The organism is Segatella oulorum F0390 (genome assembly GCF_000224615.1).
GTDB lineage: Bacteria > Bacteroidota > Bacteroidia > Bacteroidales > Bacteroidaceae > Prevotella > Prevotella oulorum.
Genome location: NZ_JH114217.1, coordinates 109,292 through 132,255, shown reverse-complemented (window position 1 = coordinate 132,255; position 22,964 = coordinate 109,292). Strand labels below are relative to the sequence as shown.

The window sequence follows — 22,964 nt, the reverse complement described above, 5'->3', positions numbered from 1 at the left end:
TATATTTTGAACTATTATTGCGAATCATTGTTTTTGCCATCTGCTATCTTTGCAGTGTTATCAAAACACCCCGTCGGCTTTAAGCATGAAGCTCCATGCTCCAGATCAACAGCTTTACTGGGGACAAGAAATAGCTGAAGTCAATTTTAACAATCAATATTTATAATAATGAACAATCTGAAACGACTCGTTTTGAGCTCATTGCTCACGTTCTGTTGCGCCTTGATTTATGCGCAGACAGAATTTACAGGAACAGTTGTCGATGCGAATGGCGAACCGATTATTGGTGCCTCTGTTATGGAAAAAGGTACGAAGAACAGCGCCATCACCGACATTAATGGTAACTTCAAACTGCAGACAAAGGCAGGTTCGACACTCGTGGTGTCCTACATTGGCTATGCCCATCAGGAAGTGAAGGCTTCTCCGAATCAGAGAATCATCTTGAAAGAAGATGCTAAGCAATTGAATGAAGTGGTGGTGACGGGTTACACGAAGCAACGTAAGGCCGACTTAACAGGTTCGGTTGCCGTGGTTTCGACTGATGCGCTAAAGACTTCGTCCGACACAGACCCCATGCGTGCATTACAAGGAAAGGTGCCTGGCATGAACATCACCGTGAATGGCTCGCCCAGTGGTGCCGGGACCGTGAGAATACGCGGTATCGGCTCATTCAACACTTCGCAAGATCCGCTTTACATTGTGGATGGTGTTCCCACGAATTCAGCCCTCAACTCGCTCAATGCCAACGACATTGAAAGCATGCAAGTGTTGAAAGATGCGGCTTCGGCCTCTATCTATGGTTCGCGTGCTGCGAATGGTGTTATCATTATCACTACCAAACAAGGAAAGAAGGGGGATAAAGTGAAGGTGGATTTCTCAACCAATCTCACCGCACAATTCTATACCAGTCAGTCGAAGATGAAGTTGAGCAACACACAGCAATATGCCACAGCCATGGTTCAGGCAGCTCTTAATGACGGAATAGACCCCGCTATCTATGCGCAGAACTATGGACTGGACATCAATGCCACAAGCGGAACGCCGATTAGGGTTTGGGATCCGGCACAAGCTAAATATGTGAATTACACGGTAAATGGTCGTTACGATGGCTTCATCAATAGCCGAAAGACGATGCGTTTCTCGGACACCGACTGGGTAGATGAAATATCCAGAACGGGTTTTGCACGCAACTACAATGTTTCTTTATCGCATGCAAACGACAAACATTCGGCGATGTTCTCTTTAGGATATAAGAAGAACGATGGTATTTTGAAATATACGGATTTCCAAAATATCTCGGCACGTATGAATGCCACTTATAATGTGAACAAAATTGTTACCGTCGGTGAGAACTTTACCCTCACTTACACCAAGCAAGTGGATTGTGCGCCGATGGAAAATGCACTAAAAATGGCACCAACCGTGCCGGTTTACGAAATTGATGGCATCACCTTTGCAGGTCCAGTAGGGGGAATGAGCGACCGACAGAACCCTGTTCGCGAAGAATTCCATAATAAAGACAACCATTTGGACTATTGGCGTGTATTTGGTAATGCCTTCGTGGACATTAAACCGATGAAGAATTTGGTGTTCCGCTCTAATTTCGGACTTGATTTCACCACTTCTTTCATCAATTCACTCACCCACACTTTCACTTCAGACGTTGTGAAAAACAATCTCGCTAAAACGAACCTCGGTCAGACCAACAATGTGAACTACACTTGGGCGAACACGTTAAACTATAATTTTGGTGTCCAACAGCATAAATTCTCCATTCTCGCAGGTTCAGAAATCAATAAGCAAAGTGTTGTTGACTTCAGTGCTTATTCAGAAGATTATGCCTTAGAAGATGTTGATTACATGTGGCCAAATGCCGCTACCGGCACCATGCGCAATAGTGGTGCCAAGGTGGGTTATCGCTTAGCTTCATTCTTTGGCAAACTCGATTATAATTTCCAGGATTTGCTGTTGGCCTCATTCACTATTCGTTATGATGGCTCTTCGCGCTTTGGCGCTAATCATCGCTGGGGTACTTTCCCTGCAGCATCAGTAGGTTTTCGCATATCTCAGCTGTTAAAGAAAGATTGGCTTGACGATTTGAAACTGCGTCTTTCTTGGGGTAAGACGGGTAACCAGGCCATTGACAATAATGCACAATTTGGCCTTTACGTTCGCGATTATGGTTTGGATCGCGTCAGTTCGACTGCCTATGACCTTCGCATGGCTGGTTCAGGCACGTACCCTTCGGGCTATAGGGCTATTCAAACAGCTAATCCAAACCTGAAATGGGAAACAGCAACACAATATAATCTTGGTGTTGACTATATGCTCCTCGCTGGTTCGCTCTATGGTAGTGTCGATGCCTACATTAAGAATGTGAGCGACATGTTGATCAATCCTGCTTATCTTGGTGCTATGGGCGAAGGTGGAGCAACCTGGAGCAACGGACCGTCATTGCGTAACTGGGGTATGGAATTTGCTTTAGGTTATCGCAAGACCTTAGCCAATGGCTTAGGCATCGACGTCAACGGAAGTCTTGACTTCTTCCGTAACCGCGTAACCAGTCTGCCTCCTTCAACAACAGGTTCTTATGCCCACACGACAAAGGAAAATCTCGTTCAATCCCATAAGCCCTACGGCTCTATCGTGGGTTACGTTGTAGATGGGCTCTATCAGAACCAGAACGAAGTGAACTTGTCGGGACAAGACAATGCACGCGTAGGTGGTTTGAAATACAAAGATTTGGATGGTGACCACAAAATCACTTCAGCTGATCAAACCTGGATCTTCAATCCTGTTCCTGCTTTCTCTTATGGTTTGAACATTGTGCTCGCCTATAAGAGCTTTGATCTCACGATGTTTTGGCAAGGTGTCTGCAACCAGGATGTTTACAATAATCAGAAGTTCCAAACCGATTTCTGGAGCATCACCGACCCAGGTTCAAACAAAGGAAGTCGTATGCTGGATGCATGGACAACGAATAACACCTCGTCAACCATTCCTGCATTGACCATCAGGAACAGTGCTGATGAAGGTCGTGCCTCATCTTATTATGTTGAGAATGGCTCTTATTTAAAGTTGCGCACATTGCAAATAGGTTATAATCTGCCTAAGGCTGTGCTTTCAAAGCTCATGATGAGCAATGCTCGCATTTATCTCTCTGGCCAAAATCTCTTGACTATCAAGAGTAGCAGTCTGACTTGTTCAGATCCTGAGAACCCAAATTGGAACTATCCTATTCCAACTTCAATCTCATTTGGTTTACAAGTTGGTTTCTAACGATTTAATTTAAATTGACAGACAAATGAAAAATATATATATTGCAATTCTATTGCTAACAGGCAGCTTCACACTTTCAGGCTGCAATGATTTCCTTGACTATAAGCCGACAGCTGTAGTTGATGAAGAGAAGGCTTTCTCTGACCCTGAGGCTATGACCAATAGTGCCTATGCGATGTTGGGCGATTGCTGGTATCAGTATCCATTTAATCTTTGGACTTATGGCGATGTCACTTCAGACGATTGCTTAAAAGGTGGGTCGGGAGTAAACGACACAGATTATCATCCATTTGAAATTTGGACGAACATGACCTCAACGATAGGTCCGTTAGATGAACTTTGGTACAGACTCTTTGCAGCTGTCTCACGCTGTAACCGTGCCTTAGCCTCACTTGAGAAGTATGGAAACAGTAAGTTAGGCGCGACCGTCACGGCACAACGCATTGCTGAAGTGAAGTTTTTGCGTGCACACTTCTATTACAAGCTGATTACGGTGTTCCGCAAAGTGCCATGGATTGACGAAGAAGTGTTCAAAAACAACACACAGGAGAAAACGCCTAATGATGCACTCACTTATCAACAACTCTATGAAAAGATTATCGCTGATTTCAAAACGGCTTATGATGTCTTGCCTGAAACGCAAAGCGAAAGGGCTCGTGCCCATAAGATTGCAGCTGCATCCTATTTAGCGAAGTGCTATCTGGATCTGGCTTGGGGCGATGGTTATGAGCAAACAACGGGTGTTTCGCACATCAACCCCACTGATATGCAGAAGGTAATTGACTATACCGATGCCGTTGTCGGTTCAAATTATGGTTATCTTGAAGATTATGGCGACATCTTCCTGCCCGAACATAAGAATAGTAAAGAATCAATCTTTGCCGTACAATGTTCTGATTATAAAGAAGATAACACCACTTTCGGCCGTGCAAACTGGTCGAACACACTGAATGGTTGTTGGGGAATATGGTCTTGTGGATGGGACTTCCACAAACCTTCACAGAATCTTGTAGATGCTTTCAAAACGAAGAACGGGCTTCCTGAGTTTGATGATTTCGACCAAACACAGGCTCATCCTGTAAATGGACATCCTACAACGCAAAAGTGGGACCCACGTTTGTTCCATACCGTGGGCATGCCAACCTTCCCCTATAAGTATGAAGATCAGTACACGCTCACGAAAAAGAATTCGCGCAATCCAAATGATTATGGCTATTACACCTCGTTAAAGGAAGTCCCACAGCGCAGTAAGGGCGAAACTTACAACTCTCCTTGGCAGGCTTTTGCCATGAATGAATATGTGTTCCGCTACACGGATGTAATGCTCATGCGTGCAGAAGCACTCATCGAACTTGGCCGCTTGTCTGAAGCACGCACAATCATCAATGCCATTCGTCAGCGTGCTGCCAATTCAATCAACAAGCATATTGCCTATGCTGCCAATCAATGTGAAATAGCACTTTATCCAAGTTCCTATTTCGCCGACAAAGAAACTGCCCGCAAGTGTCTGCGTTGGGAACGTCGCTTAGAGATGGGCATGGAGCACGAACGCTTCTTTGATCTGCGTCGTTGGGGCATTGCTTCGGAAACGTTGAATCATTACTTCCAAACCGAAGTCAATGACAATTATGAAGGAACGAAGTTTGCACAATACTATAAGGATGCGCACTTCACACCCGAGAAGAACGAATTCTTCCCAGTCCCCTACAACCAGTTGTATTATATCCCAGGATTATACACACAGAACAAGGGTTACGATAAATAGGAAATAACGGTATGAAGAACATCCATAAACTCGTGATGGCGGCCTTTTGTGCCGCTTCATCACTTGCTGTTCAGGCGCAAGCTCCCGGGACACTCAACATACTTGGCGACAATCATGTGATTTATCGCTTGCAATCAAAGCACAAATTCCTCATCTTACCTATCGAAGAAAAGGAGGAAAATGCCCATTTACGCGTGATTAGAGATAATCAAGTGGTGAAAGAACTCAACTGCCGTTTGGCCATTGACAACGTTGATTATAGCGTGCCCTTGGAACTCGACACACACCAAGATAGCGACGTGTTGCTCGACATTACATTCCAAAGCAATCGACGTTCTACCGGAGCAGTCAAGGACTTCGTAGCTTGGAAAATGCTAAAAACAAGCGATCAGTTCGACACTTCCAACCGTGAGAAATATCGTCCTGTCTATCATCACACCCCACTTTGGGGCTGGATGAACGACCCCAACGGCATGTTCTATAAGGATGGAGTGTGGCATCTCTACTTCCAACGCAATCCTTATGGCTCGTATTGGGAGAATATGACCTGGGGACACTCCACTTCCAAAGACCTTGCACATTGGACATTTGAGGGCGATGCCATCACTCCCGATGCTCTTGGAACAATCTTTAGCGGCTCTTCTGTAGTTGATAAAGAGAACACAGCAGGCTTTGGTAACCAGGCAATCGTGGCTTTTTACACCTCAGCCGGCACAAATCAGACACAGAGTTTGGCTTATAGCACTGACAATGGAAAAACCTTCACCAAATATAACAATAATCCTGTGATTACAGCTAATGTGCCAGATTTCCGTGATCCACATGTGTTTTGGAATGAAGATATCAAGGCTTGGAACCTTATTCTTGCTGCTGGACAGGAAATGAACATCTACAGTTCCAAGAATCTGAAGAACTGGGTGCTCGAAAGTAAGTTCGGACATGAATATGGTAACCATGGAGGGGTTTGGGAATGCCCTGACCTGATGAAGTTACCGGTTAGCGGAACCCATGAAACAAAATGGCTACTCATTTGCAACATCAATCCCGGTGGACCTTTTGGCGGCAGCGCTACACAGTATTTTATAGGTGATTTCGATGGCCATAAGTTCACTTGCGAGAGCAAACCGGAAGTAACGAAATGGATGGATTATGGTAAAGACCACTATGCTACCGTCAGTTTCGATAATGCACCCGATGGAAGGCATGTTGTTATGGCTTGGATGAGCAACTGGCAATATGCCAATGAAGTACCAACGATGCAATATCGCAGCGCTAACTCAGTGCCGCGCGATCTCGGTCTCTTTACTTTTGGCGATGAAACCTACGTGAGTGTGACGCCTTCTAAAGAGCTGTTGGCACTTCGTAGTGCAAAGGTTGGGAAGCCAACTGAAGCCTGTGAAATTGTGATGGATATTCGTTCGCAGTCTAAGCCCACGGTCATCACGCTCAGTAACGATAAGAACGAGCGTGTTGTGATGACCTACAACCCTAAGAATCGCACATTTAGCATGGACCGCACACTAAGTGGAATGACGGATTTCAGCAATATGTTTAAGACCGTAAGCATAGCCCCTACATACGGGACAATCACACAGTTGCGGCTCTTCATCGATAAATGTAGCATTGAGGCTTTCGACGCTGCAGGGAAAATGGCCATGACCAATCTCGTGTTCCCAACACAACCCTATAACAACCTTGTGGTAAAGGGAGGTGCAAAGACAACTATCTATGCTTTAAAATAAAGTGAAAAGAAAAATCGTTCTCCATAAAAGAACGATTTTTCCTTCTGTCAATTCCAATTTAACAACAAACAGTCAATCAAAAATAAAAATCAATTCTCAATATGGAAAAAAACAACAAACTAACGATTATCCCCGTGATGCTTTGCTTCTTTGCGATGGGCTTCGTCGATCTTGTGGGCACAGCATCTAACTATGTAAAGTCTGACTTGGGGTTAAACGACGTGCAAGCTAATATATTCCCGTCTCTTGTTTTCTTTTGGTTCCTCATTTTCTCTGTGCCTACAGGGGTGCTGATGAATAAGATCGGACGCAAAAAGACAGTGTTGTTATCACTCGTTATTACTTTTATATCCTTACTTCTGCCCCTCTTCGGCGAAAGTTATGTTTTGATGTTGATTGCCTTTTCATTGCTTGGCATTGGTAATGCACTCATGCAAACCTCACTCAATCCGCTGGTCTCAACCGTAATTAAAGGCGGAAACCTCGCCAGCACCCTCACTTTCGGCCAATTCATCAAGGCCATTGCATCGTTCTTAGTGCCTTATCTCGCAGCTTGGGGCGCTACAGCAACACTGCCTAACTTTGGTTTAGGATGGCGTGTCCTTTTCCCTATCTATATGGTAGTGGGCATTATAGCAACCTTGTTGCTTCTGGGCACGCCCATTGAGGAAGAAACGGTTATCGTTGAAAATCAGCTCCCTGCCCGTAATGTGATGGATGAATACATCGCTTGCTTCAAACTCTTGGGCATTCCAATTGTCTTGTTGAGCTTCATGGGCATCATGTGCCATGTGGGTATTGATGTTGGTGTAAACACTACTGCACCTAAAATTCTGCAAGAAAAACTTCATCTCCCGTTGAATGATGCCATACAGTCGACCAGCTTTTATTTTCTTTTCCGCACATTGGGCTGTCTTACGGGAAGCATCATCTTGCGTTTTTTGAAAACACGCACATTCTTCATCATCAGTGTTGCAATGATGGCATTGAGTATGGTGGGGCTTTATTTCGGAACGTCAGAATGGATGCTCTATACTTCTATTGCACTGGTGGGCTATGGAAACTCTAATGTGTTCTCAATGGTTTTCGCCCAAGCACTGCAAGGCGTGCCCACAAAGAAGAATGAAGTGAGCGGACTCATGATTATGGGGCTCTTTGGTGGCACCATTTTCCCATTAATTATGGGCCTTGCAAGCGTGCGCATGGGACAATCCGGAGCCATCCTCGTCATGGCTATAGGCGTCATCTACCTGTTCACCTATATTAAAAGACTCATCCCTGTCCCGTCTTCTGAGAGCGAGAAGTAGCATGACTGCAAAAAAAAGCCTCACTCTTGATAGAGGAAATGACGCAAAAGAACAAACGGTTACAGTATAAAGAAGATATAAACAAAAATCATTCAACCAGCCTCGACGGCCCACTTGCTGCTCCATGGAGAGAAAGCGGCGGCGAGGCTCCTATTTTTAACTTATGCAAGAAAGATTTATAGTAGGTCTTGGTGAAGCATTATGGGATTGCTTACCCGACGGTTCAAAACTTGGTGGAGCCCCTGCCAACTTTGCTTATCACGTCCATCAGTTTGGTTTCGATGCCATGGCTATCAGCGCTTTAGGCAACGACATCTTAGGAGATGAAACACGGAAACAACTCAACGAGAAAGGGCTTAACTATATCATGCCACTTGTCGATTACCCCACAGGGACCGTACAGGTGACACTTGATGATGAGGGGGTGCCCACTTACGACATTAAGGAAAACGTGGCCTGGGATAATATTCCCTTCAACAGCGAGATTGAAAGCGTGGCAAAGAACGCTCGTGCAGTATGCTTTGGTTCGTTAGCACAGCGCAACAGTGTGTCCAGAACCACCATTCACCGCTTTCTTGAGGCCACACCAAAGGATTGTTTGAAAATTTTCGACATTAATCTGCGTCAGAATTTCTATACAAAAGAAATCATTCAAGATGCCATTGCATCCTGCGACATCCTAAAAATCAATGATGAAGAGCTCATCACGCTGGGGCGACTCTTCGGCTATTCCGGTCTGGATATCGAAAACAAATGCTGGCTCATTTTAGGAAAATACAATCTAAAGATGCTTGTCCTCACCTGTGGCGTTAATGGAAGCTATGTCTTCGCACCGGCAACAAAGTCTTTCCAAGAGACCCCATCTGTTGAAGTTGCTGATACTGTGGGCGCCGGAGACAGTTTTACGAGCACTTTCTGTTCTGCAATTCTGGCAGGAAAATCGATTAAACAGGCACATAAACTTGCTGTTGAAGTAAGTGCCTATGTTTGCACACAGAATGGAGCGATGCCTCAACTCCCCAAGAAGTTCACCAGGCAGCTGAGGGAAAAGTAAATAAAAGATAAGCAAAAACAGCATAAAACAAGGCTTAGAATGAGATTAAAATGATAAATTTGCAGTGCCGAAACAAATGCTATAACACTAACTTTGGACGCATTGCTCCTCGACACACCCTCTATTACAATATAAAGTAAGAACCATTTCTTCGGAAGTATTGTGTCGAAAATTCAGCCAGGAACCAAAGATCGGCTCATTATCGATGGCTAACAACGCACAGCAGAGAAGCTAAACACGCTGCATGGTATGTTCGATGAGTGCAATATTCCTGCATCCGAATTAGTATTCGAGTTCAGAACGGACGGTGAAGAGAAAGAGGAGGGGTAGCATATAAAACAACAAGTGCAAGTAAAGTTGACATAGACATAAGCGTTAAAAAACACTATTTCCCACAAGACAATTACAGAAATACTTGCTTTGTAGCCGTATTATGATTATCTTTGCCCCACGATTATGCTCATGGCCACGTGTGTTCTAAGGCAAGTTTAAGTATTTTTGCTTGCCCTTTCGATAGCGAACACGCCTACCCTTGAGCTTTTTTTATTATACCCAATGACAAAGTACAACAATTTTCCACCCGTTAAAGTAGCAGTCCTTATTGATGGAGGCTTTTTTATTAAACGCTTTAATTTCCTTTATAATAAGGACAGAGGGATGTCTGGGGAACAAGTAGCCAAAGAACTTTATACGCTAGCCCACCAACATGTTGGACGCGAGAACACACTCTATCGTATATTCTATTATGATTGCTACCCGTTTAAAAAGAAAATGCACCATCCCATTACAAACCGTGCAATAGACTTCACACAAACTCCAGAATATAACTTTCGTACATCACTCTTTGAAGCACTAAAACAAAAGCGAAAAGTCGCCCTTCGCCTCGGCGAATTAAAGGATAATAAAACATGGAATATTCATCCACACAAAGTAAAAGAACTCCTAAAAAAGACGATTTCAGTCGATGATTTAAAAGAAAACGATGTGTTCATCGAACTGCGTCAAAAGGGTATTGACATGAAAATTGGGGTCGATATTGCTTCAATGGCACTCAAAAAGTTTGTTGATCGCATTGTCCTTATCGCAGGAGACTCCGACTTTGTCCCTGCAGCTAAATTGGCACGTAGAGAGGGAATCGATTTTATTCTCGACCCTATGGGGGCCAATATAGACCCAACATTGTTTGAACATATTGATGGCTTGGAAGATTCTTCCCATGCACAAAAGATTTCACACCATACTTTTAAAAGAAAGAAAGAGGAAAATAAAGAAACCACAAAATAAAGTTTTACGCCATAAAACAATAAAAAGCATGAATTAGGTCAACATAAAAACTAAAAAAATACAAGATGAAACGGATTTTATTTTTACTTTCATTCGCTCTGATGGGCGTGCTCAACATGGCAGCACAAGGCCGTGTGCAAGGCTCTTTTGCCCCACTAAAGGGAGAAAGTCGCGTGAATTTCGATATGGTGTTTATGAATATTCACGGCATGTCGGAGGCAGATTTTAGCACTTATGAGACCGATTGGCAGAAGGATAAGCCCGAGGTGGTGGGCATTTTCACGAATGATGCCAACCGCACATTGGGCGATGGGCTGACCATTGGGCATTTTCCCGACGCACCTTACACCCTGAAAGTGGTGGTCAACAGTGTGAGCACAAAGGGCGATTACCTCTGCGATGTGTTGCTGTTAGACGCGCAACAACACGAAATAGCACGCATTGACGCACTGAAAACGCGCGGCGGCGTGTGGGGAACGAAGCTCAACCTCATCAAACAGGGTGCAGAAAGTGCAGGGAAAGCCTGTGGAAAAGCGTTGAAGGCAGCGCTTAAGAAAGTGGGAAAGTAGGCTGCACACGCACCATCCACCACAACAACAAAGGCTTATGCCCACCGAAATGGGCATAAGCCTTTGTTTTATCATCAGCTAACCAGGCAGCAAACGGCGGGCAGGAGCGACGCCATGTCACCCCGACGAAGTCTGTTGCCCGACACGATTAATCTTCGAAATTACCCGTAATCTCGCAGATTTTCACAATCACATCGACGGCTTTCTGCATCACTTGAATCGACACAAACTCGTGAGGACCATGGAAATTCACGCCACCGGCAAAGATATTCGGGCAAGGAAGCCCCTTGAAACTGAGCTGTGCACCGTCGGTTCCGCCACGAATAGGTTCCACCTTGGGCGCCACCCCATTCTCTTGCATGGCACGAAGCACAATGTCAATGACGTGCATGTTGGGGTCGATTTTCTCCTTCATGTTGTAATATTGGTCGTGAATAGCGATGGAAACGGTGCCTTCGCCATATTTCTCGTTCATCTTTTCGACGCAACGCTCCATGAAATCCTTGCGGTCTTCGAACTTCTCGCGGTCGTGATCACGAATGATATAGTTGAGTTTCGCCTCCTCGGTGCGGCTCTCTATGCCCAACAAATGATAGAAACCCTCGTAGCCTTCGGTAGCTTCGGGGATGTCGGTATCGGGTATCATGCTGTTAAATTCGCACGCCAAACGGTTGGCATTCACCATCTTTCCCTTGGCATAGCCCGTGTGAACGCTCACGCCTTTGATGGTGACTTTGGCACCGGCCGCATTGAAATTCTCATATTCCAAGTCGCCTAAATCGCCGCCATCCATCGTGTAAGCCCAGGCACAGCCAAACTTTTCGACATCGAAATGGTGGGCACCGCGCCCAATTTCCTCGTCGGGATTGAAACCAACGCGAATGTCGCCATGCTTAATCTCGTCGTGGTCGCGCAAGAAACACATGGCCTGCACGATCTCGGCAATGCCGGCTTTGTCGTCGGCACCCAACAAAGTGGTGCCATCGGTAACGATAATGTCTTCGCCAACATGCGCCTTCAGCTCGGGAAATTTGGCCACCGTGGAGACCTTTCCGGGCGAGAGCGTGATGTCGTTGCCGTCATAATTCCGAATGATGCGCGCCTTCACGTCCTTGCCACTGGCATCAGGACTCGTGTCATAATGCGAAATAAAACCGATGGTGGGCACCTTTTTCTTGGTGTTTCCTTTCAAGGTGGCATAGATATAGCCCATCTCGTCCATCTCAACATCGCTCAAACCCTCGTTCTCGAGCTCTTTTTTCAGGTAGCGGGCAAAGTCTAATTGCTTCGCCGTGGAGGGCACACTTTCCGACTCCTCGTTCGACTGTGTGTCAAACTTGGTGTAATTCATAAATCTTTCTGCAAGTTCCATTTGCTTTTATCTTCATTCCATTAAATTTCGTTTCGCACCGCTCTGCGTCCTTTCTACAACGCCAAGTGCATAGGCAAAGATACGACAAAATAAGCTATTTACAAAATAAATGAGCGAATAACATTTGCAATACCCAATTATTATTCGTAAATTTGCACGACTTTGGCTCCGTAGCTTAGCTGAATAGAGCGTCAGATTCCGGTTCTGAAGGTCTTGGGTTTGAATCCCAACGGGGTCACTTCTTCGCAGATAGGCGGGCATTTCGTAATGGAATGTTCGTCTTTTTTTGCCTGAATATTAACTGGAATATGCGCCACACGCAGCCGAAAGAGTTGCCACCACCTACTGAAAACCGCTCGAAAGGCTACCAAAAGTTTTTACTTTCTATGCACTTCGACGACCTTCCCAAGATGGAACACGGCAAGCCAAAAGCAGTATTCGCCATTTGCATCCAACTTAGCTTCATCATCATCGCTCACCGAAAAACGCGCGAAATGGCCCTCCTTATCTGTCAAGGGCTCAAAAGTGATGTCCTCAATCTCAACAATGGCCGTGTCACGCGCTTTCGCATAGCCAACAGCAAGCGAGAGATATTCCCACTTTTGATTGGCAACATAGGGATAGACACCATTGTTCCAAATGCAAAGATCGCCGAGCAAAGGGTTCTCTGCATCAATCAATCCCGAGTGATATAAAGGCCATCCCTCCTCGTCCACCTCCAGATATTTCTTATAGGTGGTGTTTTTAATCTCGCGATACTCCTCTTTCTTCAGCCCTGCTACAATCGCATCAAAATACACTTGTTTGATAGTGAGGTAGAGGGTGTTCTCTTTTGTTGGCTTCATATTTTATTCGTTTTATGGGTTATACTGGTAAAAAGCAGAAGTCGTTGCCCTTATTCCCATCGCTCCTCACACACAAAAACGCCATCATGAAGCATCAATAGCCATTCGGGAAAGCATCTTCATGTTGCAAAAATAAAGAAAATAAATGAACGAAACAACATCAAAAGCACTAAATGAGCTGTACCCTGCCGCACCAATCGCGGTAGCCAAAGATAAAAAGCACTAAAATTTACCATTTGTAACCTTTACCCGCATGACAGAGATTTGCGCGCAATTACCTTGCAAAGCAGGCGTAATCGCCGGTAAAAGCTGTGCATATCAAGCGAACCAAAGACACTGGCTAACGCCATTTCGATACGTAAGTGTTGTTTTTCTTCATCGTGGGAGACCTCTGCAAAACCTGCACCCTCTCAATTTTCACCCATATACTTTTAGAAGAATGAATATTTTTGACCAAAAGATTGCCGTTGGAGGTTACTTTTTAAGTAGATAATAATCTTTTATCGGTGTATTTTCATATTATCTGATAGAATTTGACACAATAATCCCTGGCGTTCGGTATAAGTTGTAGGCAATGGATTCCATAATATGCTGCGCATGTGTTTTTGAAAGTCCGACGTATCTTGCTATTCCGGCACCAAACCATCTATGCATAGAATCAAAGGTACGTTCTACTTTGTAGCGTGTCTTACTTATCGCAACGTTGACACGCTGCTGCCTTTCTGTAATTTCATGTCCTCTTGTTCCCTTATGCATGATACGACTTTTAAGTTTCATACGTTTGAGGGTTTCTTTGTTCTCCATCGAGTCATATCCTTTATCGGCATAGACAAGTGCTTTCCGTGGCAATTCAGCTTTCTTCCGGGGTGTTTCTAAGTGTTTCATATCACTTTCATTGGCAGCTGTCGTTTCCTCGGCAAGTACCATTCCGTTTTCATCCGTTACCGTGTGGCGCTTGTAACCGAAGTGGAGTTTTCCCATCTTCTTTACCCAACGAACTTCTGTATCTACGTTAGGCTTGGCAACTTCTTTGAGCATGGCTTTCTCAGAAGCCTCCGTGTTCTCATCCTCTTTTCTATCTTCGACGACCTCATAGCTCTTACGTCCGCGGGGACGACGGGGAGTATTCGTAATACTGGCATCAATAATGGCACCACGCTTAACTATGATTCCTTTAGTTTCCAATTGCCGATTAAACTCCGCAAGAAGCGTATCATACAAATCTGCTTCAACAAGAATGTTGCGAAAACGGCACACAGTAGTACTATCAGGAACAATATCTTCCATGCCAAGACCTGCAAAACGGCTAAAAGACAGGCGGTCGTTAACCTGATCTTCAACTTCTCCGTCACTCAGACCATACCAAGTACGGAGTAATTCAATCTTGAATAAAACAAGGCTGTCATAGCTGGGCCGGCCTGTAGACTTATAGCCTTTTGTATAAGCCACCTCTATTATAGCACGAATAGGTGCCCAATCAATGACTGTGTTTATTTGTGAAAAGAATGTCTGCTTGACCTTTCTTTGACCAAGGGACAGGTCAGCAAAACTGGGAGAGGATAACTTCTGTTTCATACCATAAAGGTACAAAAAATATTTAAGAAAGACAAATTGTAGGAGGAGTTTTGCAGAGGTCTCAAAACCTGTATTTCTGTCTTTTCTAACACTACTCCTATTCTTATTTTCTTCATTTTTCCTTTCAAAAATTAGTATTTTCCCATTGAAACCCTTATCTTTGTTCACAAAACCAACAATAAACACTTATGAAAAAGCTATTCGTTCTCATGCTTCTCTGCTGTTACCATGCAACAAATATGCATGCGCAACAATATTTCTCATTGCCCGATATTGACGCCATCAGTTTTAACGGTTCAGGCTATAACATTGACGTTTACACCAAGATTGGCCCCGATCAATATAGCCGAAAAATCTTACAGTTAAAAAGCAAAGAGACAATATTGGATAAATCTTCGAACATGAATCTGATAAAGTGGGACCTAAATTCATATAAAGACACCCTGAGCAGAAAAGATATCGATGATTCTCAAGAAAAATTTATTGAGGCTAAAGACCTGCATACAGCAGATTTCAACTCATATATTGGCAAGGCTTTCACTATCAACGACAACGGAAAATGGAAACGGAAAAAAGAGAAGTCTACATATGTGCTGAAGTTCTTAAGACCAGAGCTTGCTATCATACAGCAGCTCGTTCATGAAGATGGGAAGCGTATATATAACTACTCCACCTTGTCAAGCGACATTCCCGACTCGGTTGTAACCTGGCGCTCCATGAATACGGACCAACTCATACCATTGGTTTTGGAAATTAAAGGAGGAAAGAAGATATTCCTGCTCTACGACCGTTACATTCCATATATGATATTTCCCAGTCCGGAAGGTGGGATAATATATAGTTCCCTTGATCGACTTAACCCCGTAGCGATAGAAGATGCAGGAGAAAAATATGACGGTTCCAAACCATATAACTTTCAGTATTTCAACATAAAAAGGCACTATGGTGTCCAACAGACCGAAACTGGGAAATACATACTATTGAATCGGTTGGGGCAGAATGTGCTGAAAGAAGAGTATGACTCTATCAAATACGACAGCCGCTTTATCATTGCACAGCGAGGAAACGAGTTTGATGTTTTCAATCTCTACCTTGACAAACTAAATATAGGAAAGCCAAAGGTGGTAAAAGAAGTCGAAGATACTCAGGTTGGATGTATCGAAGTGTTGAACGAAAAGGGAGCCCTCTACTATGATGAAATGGGGCAAGAGATTGGAAGGCCTGACAAGAGGTGGATTGGACTGTGCGGAACGGTGCCTCACTGGGAACATACCATTCTCAAAAAGAAAGGCTGCTATCAACTGCAAATCTACACCAACGGCCCCGGAACACCAATAGATAAAGATGAACGCTATTGGCTTTCTGACCTTTTACCAACAGACTCTGTGGCATTCCTTGATGGCCAGAAATCATTTCACCGCACTGGAAACAGCTGGATTGTCGGCGAGATTGACATGCACCCGGAATGGATAAGAGTAGGCAGAAAAGGGAAATTCGGCATCGTGGCCTATGAATATAAGCAGCCGAAGTTTGCGAGACCGAAGTTAATAACCAAACGTGTGTATGATTGGGATGAGAAAACAGAGATTTACCCAACCGTTAAAGTCACGGGAAAAATAATCTTTCCGATAGACAACGACTCTATCGTCATGCAGTCCGATGGTCTGATTTATTTCTACAAAGATAATAAAGTAGGGATCTTCCCCCGTGACAAAGCCCCCGTCTATGACGAGATAAAACAAACCACCCGTTCTTTTTATCACATCACCAAAAATGGCATTCCCGGTTGGCTTGACATCAAGACTGATAAGGAATATTGGGAATAAACCGGCTGGGATAATAGATGTTTGGCAAGTAAATAACCTCCCGAATGTCTATTACGCCCAAAATCCGATACGGTTCAATAATGACATCGTTCGCGAGAGTGTAAAGTAAACTGTGTCATGCTACAATAAAATTAGTTTTACACAGTTTGAGACCTCTGCAAAAGTCTTTTTACACTTAAAAGCTACTATTGATAATCAATGAGTTATATTTATGATTTCGCTATCTATATGAGGTTTTGCAGAGGTCTCAGTGGGATGATTAAAAAAATCAAGATGCTCACAAAAAAGTTATCACAAACCTTGACACGTGATTACTTTTTTGTTATCTTTGCATAGTCATTAAGACAAAGAGTTCATTTACATCATGAAACATTCTGAACTAATTCGAGCCTTGAAAAAGGCGGGGTGTCTATTGAAACGGCATGGTGCGTCGCATGACATTTGGATCAATCCCAAGACGGGAGCAAGAGCAAGTGTGTCGAGACACGGAAGTAAAGAAATCAAAGAAAAGACTGCAAAGTCAATTCTTGATGACCTTTTGAATGAGTAAAAGGGTGTCATCGCCGTTCATCGGTGGAGGCATCTCTCCAATGAATGAGAACGGATGGAATAGAGCTTTTAATGTATAAAACGATAAACGATATGGAAAAGGTAATTGCAAAAGTCGAGCGAGAGGTTGGCGAAAGAAACTTTTCGTGCTACATGAGCGTAAAAAGTGTCCGTGCAGGCGTATTGGGACAAGGTAATTCTGCAAGGGAAGCCATGGCCGATATGCTTCAAGGGTGGGAAGATACGAAAGACGATTTGAGAGCGTGTGGCATCGAAGTCCCACCCATTGACATTAAATATAAATTCGATATCGGAGCTTTGTTCAATTATTACGATTTCATCAATGTTGCAGGCGTATCCAGAGAAATAGGCATCAGCTCTGCAGTCATGCGCCAATATGCCACAGGAGCAAGAAAGCCAAGCCAAGAACGAAAGGAACAAATCGTAAAAGGAATTAAGGCGCTTGCCAAGAAAATAGAGTCGGTGAGCGTCAGTTAATGGGCGATTGAAGGCCCCTATACTTCAATGTTTGAAAAGAACTCTTTAAACCGTCTGCATGCGAATGTAGGCGGTTTTTCCGCCCTACCGAGCAAAAAGCAACCTTATTGCCCCGCAAAATAGCAGCAATCACTGGCAAAAGCAGTCCACATTACCGATAAAATGTGCCGCCTTTGCCTTCGCAATGCGATGATAGCAATATCCGAGCTGTCCTGAACAGGGACAGCACACCGTCTTCCGCACACAAAAAAAGAACAACTTAAAAAGGCCAAACCATTATCTTTTGTTGATTTTAAGCTTCATTTATTTGCACAATACGCAAAAGAGTATTACTTTTGCAATACCCATCCATAGAAGCTATGCAATACACCGAAAAAGAAGATGAGCTGATACAAGCGCTCAGGAACTACCGAAAAGCCTATCCAAATGGTGAGCGAAATCTTGAAATCTACATCATGGAGCTGGTTTATGAGCTCATGGAACACGCGTAAATAACCGTTCTCCTTGCGAGGGCACAACAAAAGAACAAGATGGAAATCATTGCAAAACAGCAGAAAACGACAACCCGCCAGGTGCTGGCCGATGTCTATGAGGAAATTAATTGGGCCTATTTGGCCAAGAACTATTTCGGCAAATCGCGTTCATGGCTCTATCACAAATTCAGCGGAACAAACAATGGTGCGGCCGATGACTTTAGCGATGTTGACCGCGAACAGCTGAAAAGTTCGCTCCAAGACATTGCAGAACGCATCAGGCAAGCAGCAGATCGGATTTGATGTGCCGTCTGATGGTTGCGCATGGAGCGCCGCTGTACACACTTTGTGCTGGGGCGTTCCTGCTGCTACACCGTTGAAAACAGCGTCTAAAACAGAAAAACAAACGTTGTGATGGCCATCCACCTTCAGGGAAACAGCAATGCTAAGCCGCGAACCCCATGCGGATAAGCCCCATACAGCAGTATGCCATTCACGCAGATAGGCCGTCCTCGGTTCGCCATCTCCCCATGGAGTGTGCCTCCTCGCCTACTCCTTTTATTTTCAAAGCAAAAGCCTTTGTTTCTCGTTTATTTTTTATACATTTGCACATGCAGAACGGAAATGCTACGAACCAAACTGTAGGCAAATAGACATTGACGATGCATGATGCTCACTTTTGACGCGTAAAAAACAAACCGCAGCGCACGTTTCAATCAGAAAGTGCACCCCGTCGACCTGCGCATCGTGCCCTGTCAGTGGAACAGCATTTGCTTCAAAGCGGTGGGGTTGCGCATGGATTACAGGCCGCTTCCAATGTTTACACACGTCGGAAGGAGGCAGAAGTATGTCCACTTACGGCGCAACAAACGCATTTCCACCATCTTAACATCAAGCAATGAAAGATTTTAAAGACCTGAAAATCGCTGTCGCCGGCACCGGATATGTGGGCCTCAGCATGGCCACCCTGCTGGCACAGCACCACGAAGTGATGGCCGTTGACGTCGTTCCCGAAAAGATTGACCTCATCAACCATCGCCAGTCGCCCATTCAAGACGATTACATCGAGCAGTATCTGCGCGAGAAACCCCTGCGACTGACGGCTACATTGGATGCCGACATGGCCTACAAAGATGCCGACTTCGTGGTGATTGCCACACCAACGAACTACGATCCGGCAAAAAACTATTTCGACACCACCCACGTAGAAGAGGTCATCGACAAGGTGCTCAGTGTCAATCCGTCGGCCACGATGGTGGTCAAATCCACCATTCCCGTGGGCTATACGCGCCAGTTGTATGTGAAATATGCACAGCAAGGCGCGGTGCAATTCAACCTGTTGTTTGCACCCGAGTTCCTCAGAGAGAGCAAAGCCCTCTACGATAACCTCTATCCTACACGCATCATCGTGGGCTATCCCAAGCTCATCCCCGGCGAAACAACGGAGAACGAGGCCATCAAAAAGGTAACAAATCCCGACAACATGCGCCGACAGGCCGAGGTTTTTGCCCGTCTGTTGCAGGAAGGTGCCCTCAAAACCGACACCCCCACCCTCTTCATGGGCATGAAAGAGGCCGAGGCTGTGAAGCTCTTTGCCAACACCTATTTGGCACTTCGCGTGTCTTATTTCAACGAATTAGACACCTATGCCGAAGTGAAAGGCCTTGACACTCAAGCCATTATCAACGGCGTTTGCTTAGACCCTCGCATCGGAAATCACTACAACAATCCCTCGTTTGGCTACGGAGGCTACTGTCTTCCCAAAGACACGAAGCAGCTGTTGGCCAACTATCAGGACGTGCCCGAGAACTTAATTCAGGCCATTGTCGAAAGCAACCGCACCCGAAAGGACTTCATTGCCGATCAAGTGCTCAAGCGCGCGGGCTACTATAACTACAGCGAAGAGACCAATTATGCGCCCCACGACGAGCGAGAAGTCATCATTGGCGTCTACCGTCTGACGATGAAAAGCCACTCAGACAACTTCCGTCAAAGTTCCATCCAGGGCATCATGAAGCGCATCAAAGCCAAAGGTGCCCGCGTAATCATCTACGAACCCACCCTCGACGATGGCACAACCTTCTTCGGAAGCCGCGTCGTCAACGACCTCTCGCAATTCAAATCCCAAGCCAACGCCATCATTGCCAACCGCTACGACAGCACGTTAGACGACGTAAAAACAAAGGTTTACACCCGCGATTTGTTCAGAAGAGATTAGAAAGAGAGGCAGAACGCCCTTCTTCACATCCCGCTTTGCCCTTTGATAACGAATGCAAATCTTTCCTTTCCAATCGCTTGTGATGCTCAAAATAAAGGATTATATTTGCACCTTATAATAATGGAGGATAGCAATATGGAAAAAACAGAACGCAAAAAAGAAGAGGCCATGGCTCGTTTCATGGCTGCTAAACATAAAAAACAGGCCTACCTTCAGGCTTTAGAAGCACGGATGAAGGCCGAATACGAGCAACGTACGGGGCAAAAAGACTGTCATTTCGAAGTGTTATGAATAGCTTGTTGATTGAAAATATCAACAAAACAGCCCCCTATACGGTCGTTCCTATGACTGATGGAATGGCTTTTGAGTTTTTCACCAAGCATGATATACACTATTCTGTTAGCTTCCTTTATGATGATGCGCTCATAGAAGATGGTGCATAACGTTATCATTCCAACCGCTACGACAGCGCGTTAGACGACGTAAGAACAAAGGTTTACACCCGCGATTTGTTCAGAAGAGATTAGAAGAAACAATAAAGACTCAAACATTTAGTTTTGATTAAAAATATCATTATTTCACATTCCATTCACCATCACGTGAATAATAAGGTCTTTTCAGCATGTCTTTAGCCATCTGCGTCATCTGTTATAATCGCATAGCACCCTTAAAACGCGTGCTGAAATCGTTGGAAGCGGCACATTATGATGCCCCCATTCCACTCATCATCAGCATTGACAAGAGCGAAACGACGGCCATTGAAGACTTCGTTGAGGCCTACCATTGGCCACATGGAACACTCAAAGCCATCAAGCATCCACACAATTTAGGGCTCCGAGCACACGTCATGGAGGTGGGAAAACTGCTGAATGATTATGACACACTCATTGTTTTAGAAGACGACATCACCGTTTCGCCCTATTATTATCAATATGCTTGCCAAACCATTGCCCAGTATCAGGATGATGAAAGAATAGCGGGTATCAGCCTATACAGCTTCCCTGTGGACTATCAGAACGGTCTTCCGTTCACCCCTTTGCAGGCAGATGCCGATGTTTATTTCATGAATTGTGCACAATCGTGGGGACAAATTTGGCTGAAAAAGCAATGGCAAACCTTCATGATCTGGTATGAAACGCATCACGATGAATTTCAACTCGATTACCTTCCACAGGCACTTAACGACTGGCCCAAGAGCTCTTGGCTGAAATACCACACGCGCTATTGCATCGAAGAAAATAAATATTTCGTCTATCCCTATCAAGCATTGTCCTCCAATAACAATGATGCAGGCACACATGTTGAACAAGAAGATGCCAATATTTTCGCCAGTTCGCTGCAGGTTTTGCCCCAAAAGGCCTACCGATTGCCTGCGTTTGATGAGGGCATAGTGAAATATGATGGTTTCTTTTCGCCCACTTTTTTAGCCCACTATCTCCAGCTTTCAGAAGACGATTTGACGGTAGATTTCTGGGGGAAGCGCAAACTTCAGCATGTCAAGCACTACCTTTTAACCATCCGGTCGCTTCCTTTTAAGGTCGTCAACAGTTTTGGTTTGCGCTATCACCCGATGGAAACAAACATCATGCTGCAAGAGAAAGGGCAAGAAATCTATCTTTACGACACGCACACCAAAGGCAAAAAACCGAAAGCGATAAAGCCCATTACGTTGCTGCAATATAGTTATCGGTTCAAGATACTATCTTTATTGAAGGCCATTGGCATCGCCAATCTCGTCATGATGGTGTGCAAACGATGGTGTAAGAAACTCATAAAATGATGCATTGCTGGATGAAACAGTTGCTCAAACGGTGGGTTCTCCGTCTGAAATGGCGCGGGAAACTTCAGTTTGAGCAGGGTTGCGACATTGCTTTACAGGCTCAATTCGAAGGCATGAACAAGATTTATAGCCACAGTTCCTTTGGCGGAATCCTCGGTTACGGCTCGTATATTGGCCATCATTCGAGCCTAACGGCCAAAATAGGCCGCTTTTGTTCCATCTCCAACCATGTGATTTGCAACGCCGGCATCCACCCTTTCCAAGTACCTTTCGCCACCACTTCGCCCTGTTTTTTCTCTCTTCGTAAGCAAAACGGAGCCACTTTCGCTACCCAACAAATGTTTACTGAATGCAAAACAATAAACAACAAAGGTCTGTTTGATTGCGAGATAGGGAATGATGTATGGATTTGCGAGGGAGTATTCATCAATGGTGGCATTCACATTGCCGACGGAGCGGTGGTGCTTGCCCACGCCGTTGTCACGAAAGATGTTCCACCCTATGCCATCGTTGGCGGTGTTCCTGCTAAAATCATCGGCTACCGCTATGACGAAGCAACGATAAAATGGCTGCTCAACGTGCAATGGTGGAACAATCCTATTGCCTGGTTTAGAGCGCATTGGTCACTGCTTTGCGACATCGATAAGCTCAAAGCCTATTACGATAAAGCATAAAAGATTACACGATTCACCGCATAACGATCATTCTTGCACACACATTCGATTTTAACTTAGTCACTTTAACTTAGTCACTCGAGTGACTAAGTTATTCGAAAGTACTGGAAGCAAAGCAGTTAGCAAAATTAACTTAGTCACTTTTCTTAGTCAC

At 44.7% G+C, this 22,964-nt stretch carries 20 protein-coding genes and 1 tRNA gene; 18 read left to right on the top strand and 3 right to left on the bottom strand.

Annotated elements, in window-relative coordinates; translation table 11 throughout:
- Positions 1-168 precede the first annotated feature (168 nt).
- The 7 genes from HMPREF9431_RS09685 (at position 169) to HMPREF9431_RS09655 (ending at position 11,000) form a co-directional block, all read left to right on the top strand.
- Positions 169-3,279, top strand: a complete 3,111-nt coding sequence (locus tag HMPREF9431_RS09685) for a SusC/RagA family TonB-linked outer membrane protein (RefSeq protein WP_004381089.1) — start codon at positions 169-171, stop codon at positions 3,277-3,279.
- Between the two features lie 25 nt (positions 3,280-3,304).
- Positions 3,305-5,044, top strand: a complete 1,740-nt coding sequence (locus HMPREF9431_RS09680) for a RagB/SusD family nutrient uptake outer membrane protein (protein ID WP_004381088.1) — start codon at positions 3,305-3,307, stop codon at positions 5,042-5,044.
- Between the two features lie 11 nt (positions 5,045-5,055).
- Positions 5,056-6,786: a DUF4980 domain-containing protein gene (locus HMPREF9431_RS09675; protein WP_004381087.1), complete on the top strand. Its 1,731-nt coding sequence runs from the start codon at positions 5,056-5,058 to the stop codon at positions 6,784-6,786.
- Positions 6,787-6,887: 101 nt separating this feature from the next.
- Positions 6,888-8,093: an MFS transporter gene (locus HMPREF9431_RS09670; protein WP_004381086.1), complete on the top strand. Its 1,206-nt coding sequence runs from the start codon at positions 6,888-6,890 to the stop codon at positions 8,091-8,093.
- Positions 8,094-8,256: 163 nt separating this feature from the next.
- Complete coding sequence (locus tag HMPREF9431_RS09665; protein WP_004381085.1) at positions 8,257-9,147, top strand: carbohydrate kinase family protein; 891 nt, start codon at positions 8,257-8,259, stop codon at positions 9,145-9,147.
- A 555-nt stretch (positions 9,148-9,702) separates the two neighbouring features.
- A complete protein-coding gene (locus HMPREF9431_RS09660; protein WP_050795659.1) occupies positions 9,703-10,431 on the top strand; it encodes an NYN domain-containing protein in 729 nt (242 codons plus the stop codon).
- Between the two features lie 65 nt (positions 10,432-10,496).
- Positions 10,497-11,000, top strand: coding sequence for a hypothetical protein (locus tag HMPREF9431_RS09655; RefSeq protein WP_004381083.1), 504 nt, complete (start codon positions 10,497-10,499; stop codon positions 10,998-11,000).
- Positions 11,001-11,148: 148 nt separating this feature from the next.
- Here HMPREF9431_RS09655 and pepT read toward each other — a convergent pair whose 3' ends face one another.
- Entirely contained in the window at positions 11,149-12,372 is a 1,224-nt protein-coding gene (gene pepT / locus HMPREF9431_RS09650) for a peptidase T (RefSeq protein ID WP_004381082.1), read from the bottom strand.
- A 164-nt stretch (positions 12,373-12,536) separates the two neighbouring features.
- On the opposite strand from pepT, the gene HMPREF9431_RS09645 reads away from it, so the two are divergent.
- Positions 12,537-12,610: transfer RNA gene (locus HMPREF9431_RS09645), tRNA-Arg, on the top strand.
- A gap of 139 nt (positions 12,611-12,749) precedes the next feature.
- Here the strand turns inward: HMPREF9431_RS09645 and HMPREF9431_RS09640 are convergent.
- Together HMPREF9431_RS09640 and HMPREF9431_RS09635 are read right to left on the bottom strand one after the other, a co-directional pair.
- Positions 12,750-13,217: a hypothetical protein gene (locus tag HMPREF9431_RS09640; protein ID WP_004381081.1), complete on the bottom strand. Its 468-nt coding sequence runs from the start codon at positions 13,215-13,217 to the stop codon at positions 12,750-12,752.
- 519 nt (positions 13,218-13,736) lie between these two features.
- On the bottom strand, positions 13,737-14,792 hold the full coding sequence (locus tag HMPREF9431_RS09635; RefSeq protein ID WP_004381080.1) for an IS5 family transposase: 1,056 nt from the start codon (positions 14,790-14,792) through the stop codon (positions 13,737-13,739).
- A gap of 188 nt (positions 14,793-14,980) precedes the next feature.
- Here HMPREF9431_RS09635 and HMPREF9431_RS09630 point away from each other — a divergent pair, with 188 nt between their 5' ends.
- The 10 genes from HMPREF9431_RS09630 (at position 14,981) to HMPREF9431_RS09595 (ending at position 22,810) form a co-directional block, all read left to right on the top strand.
- On the top strand, positions 14,981-16,618 hold the full coding sequence (locus HMPREF9431_RS09630; RefSeq protein WP_004381078.1) for a hypothetical protein: 1,638 nt from the start codon (positions 14,981-14,983) through the stop codon (positions 16,616-16,618).
- A 364-nt stretch (positions 16,619-16,982) separates the two neighbouring features.
- A complete protein-coding gene (locus HMPREF9431_RS09625; RefSeq protein ID WP_040561530.1) occupies positions 16,983-17,168 on the top strand; it encodes a type II toxin-antitoxin system HicA family toxin in 186 nt (61 codons plus the stop codon).
- A 92-nt stretch (positions 17,169-17,260) separates the two neighbouring features.
- The gene (locus HMPREF9431_RS09620) at positions 17,261-17,665 is read left to right on the top strand and encodes a hypothetical protein (RefSeq protein WP_004381076.1); all 405 of its coding nucleotides are present in this window, start codon (positions 17,261-17,263) and stop codon (positions 17,663-17,665) included.
- A 359-nt stretch (positions 17,666-18,024) separates the two neighbouring features.
- A complete protein-coding gene (locus HMPREF9431_RS13645) occupies positions 18,025-18,156 on the top strand; it encodes a hypothetical protein (RefSeq protein WP_262502405.1) in 132 nt (43 codons plus the stop codon).
- Between the two features lie 39 nt (positions 18,157-18,195).
- Positions 18,196-18,441 (top strand): DUF5053 domain-containing protein, encoded by a 246-nt coding sequence (locus HMPREF9431_RS09610; RefSeq protein ID WP_004381075.1) that lies wholly within the window; start codon positions 18,196-18,198, stop codon positions 18,439-18,441.
- Between the two features lie 595 nt (positions 18,442-19,036).
- On the top strand, positions 19,037-20,356 hold the full coding sequence (locus HMPREF9431_RS09605) for a nucleotide sugar dehydrogenase (protein ID WP_004381073.1): 1,320 nt from the start codon (positions 19,037-19,039) through the stop codon (positions 20,354-20,356).
- A gap of 135 nt (positions 20,357-20,491) precedes the next feature.
- On the top strand, positions 20,492-20,647 hold the full coding sequence (locus HMPREF9431_RS13005) for a hypothetical protein (RefSeq protein WP_004381072.1): 156 nt from the start codon (positions 20,492-20,494) through the stop codon (positions 20,645-20,647).
- Complete coding sequence (locus tag HMPREF9431_RS13000) at positions 20,644-20,799, top strand: hypothetical protein (protein WP_004381071.1); 156 nt, start codon at positions 20,644-20,646, stop codon at positions 20,797-20,799. Before HMPREF9431_RS13005 ends, HMPREF9431_RS13000 begins: the two co-directional genes overlap by 4 nt.
- Positions 20,800-20,978: 179 nt before the next feature.
- Positions 20,979-22,136, top strand: coding sequence for a glycosyltransferase family protein (locus HMPREF9431_RS09600; protein ID WP_004381070.1), 1,158 nt, complete (start codon positions 20,979-20,981; stop codon positions 22,134-22,136).
- Entirely contained in the window at positions 22,133-22,810 is a 678-nt protein-coding gene (locus HMPREF9431_RS09595; RefSeq protein WP_231287811.1) for a CatB-related O-acetyltransferase, read from the top strand. The genes HMPREF9431_RS09600 and HMPREF9431_RS09595 overlap by 4 nt, the downstream gene beginning before the upstream one ends.
- Positions 22,811-22,964: the final 154 nt, after the last annotated feature.